We start from the raw sequence: 1626 nt of genomic DNA on the forward strand, positions 1-1626 counted from the left end.
ACTCCGGGAGGCGCCTCCATCATTCAGAAAAAACCAGTCCTAGTGACTGGTTTTTTCGTTTTTGACCCCGCTAAAAGCTTCCTACGTACCCATTTCAATGCTTATCAAAGAAATCTTTGTTACGGATATACTTGCTCATTAAGTGGTAAGAGAAAGGTCTTATCAGCCAACTAAAGATAGAGCGACCAAGGCGGATTAATGTAGGAGTGTTCTCATAGATTCGTCCGTTATAAAGCCAAAGCACTTTACCTACATGCCAATAGAGCAAAGGAACCGGTGGCATGAAGGTCACGATGTCGATGTCACAGCAAATTCGGTAGGTCTTCTTACTCATGCGATAGTGCTTTCGAAAGCTCCAATCACCAATGGCGGGTTGGCCAAAAGTCACTATTCGTTTAATACAGCCTGGGTACTTTTGATCAAAGTAATCAGCGAAGACACAACCGATAGCGCCTCCGGAAGAGTGGCCAGTAATAGACACTCTTTTTCCTTGTTCGATGAGAGGTGTGAGCGTGGCTTCCAAGCGCTCAATAACGGTTAAGCCAAGCTTATCTTCATTACGACTTGGCTGGCTCTCTTGAAACATTAGATGGTAGAAACCCGCATGCACACGATAATTGAGCCCAATTCTCTTACAGCTTCTTGTCCATAGAGCAAAGGTTAGTAGCCAATCTGAGATACTGTGCGATCCTTTGATTACCACAACCACTTCATCTTTGTCGCTACTCCACAACACTCTAATCATGGTTTTACCAAACTGGTTCTTGATGATGCGTTGTCCATTAGGGTCAAAACCATAGCGAGTCTGCTTAAAAACTCTAGGGTAGGCGAGGTTACAAAGAACGGCATAGCGCTCATATTGATATTGTTTTAGTGGTTTCACATGTTTACTTCTTAATAAGAGTTACTTCAAACTCTAATCGTTGAATGTGAAAAGCACATGAAAACGCCATTTGCTTGGTTTAAAACAATAAAATCACCGCATTCAATTGGTATTTGAATCAATGGTTGTCAGTGATTTGTCCGTTTAAATTAGAAATCCAAGTATAAGAACCGTACAAGCTGCACTAAATTTATTCTTTTGAGTTCGATAATTAATCACTTGAATTAAAAGATAAAATTTATTGTTGACGAATTTTTTCCTTCCGTTAAAGTACACCTCGTTCTCACGGCTTAGGTCGCTGAGAGATGGTGTTTTTACTTTTCAGTAATCGGCCTCGCAAGATTGCGTTGCCCTGGTGGTGGAATTGGTAGACACAAGGGATTTAAAATCCCTCGGCGTTCGCGCTGTGCCGGTTCAAGTCCGGCCCGGGGCACCATCTATCTAGCTTCTACATTTTGAGTAGAGTGATGAACAAAGAGTTGTTCTCTTAAATCACTATTAAAGGCGCCTTGGCAGAGTGGCTATGCAGCGGATTGCAAATCCGTGGACCTCGGTTCGACTCCGGGAGGCGCCTCCATTCTTTCTCTTAGTTTGATAAGTTAAGAGATAATAAGAATGAAAATGCGATACTAGCTCAGTTGGTAGAGCGCAACCTTGCCAAGGTTGAGGTCATCGGTTCGAACCCGATGTATCGCTCCAAATTTTGTAGTGTTGATTCATTTCGACATTAAGATGGTGTTTTA

The 1626-nt window shown here is 42.4% G+C and carries 1 protein-coding gene and 3 tRNA genes; 3 read left to right on the forward strand and 1 reads right to left on the reverse strand.

All coding sequences use genetic code 11. The annotated features are described in order from the left end of the window. Positions 1–94: 94 nt before the first annotated feature. On the reverse strand, positions 95–883 hold the full coding sequence (locus AB4209_RS22220) for a lipase family protein (RefSeq protein ID WP_372057413.1): 789 nt from the start codon (positions 881–883) through the stop codon (positions 95–97). Positions 884–1232: 349 nt separating this feature from the next. Between AB4209_RS22220 and AB4209_RS22225 the strand changes: the two genes are divergently transcribed. The 3 genes from AB4209_RS22225 to AB4209_RS22235 all read left to right on the forward strand — a co-directional run bounded on the left by AB4209_RS22225 (position 1233) and on the right by AB4209_RS22235 (position 1582). Next, positions 1233–1319, forward strand: a tRNA-Leu gene (locus AB4209_RS22225). A gap of 67 nt (positions 1320–1386) precedes the next feature. Next, positions 1387–1460: transfer RNA gene (locus AB4209_RS22230), tRNA-Cys, on the forward strand. Positions 1461–1506: 46 nt separating this feature from the next. Beyond that, positions 1507–1582: transfer RNA gene (locus tag AB4209_RS22235), tRNA-Gly, on the forward strand. The last annotated feature ends 44 nt before the right edge of the window (positions 1583–1626 follow it).

This window comes from Vibrio sp. 10N.286.48.C11 (assembly GCF_041469805.1).
GTDB classification, from domain to species: domain Bacteria; phylum Pseudomonadota; class Gammaproteobacteria; order Enterobacterales; family Vibrionaceae; genus Vibrio; species Vibrio crassostreae_C.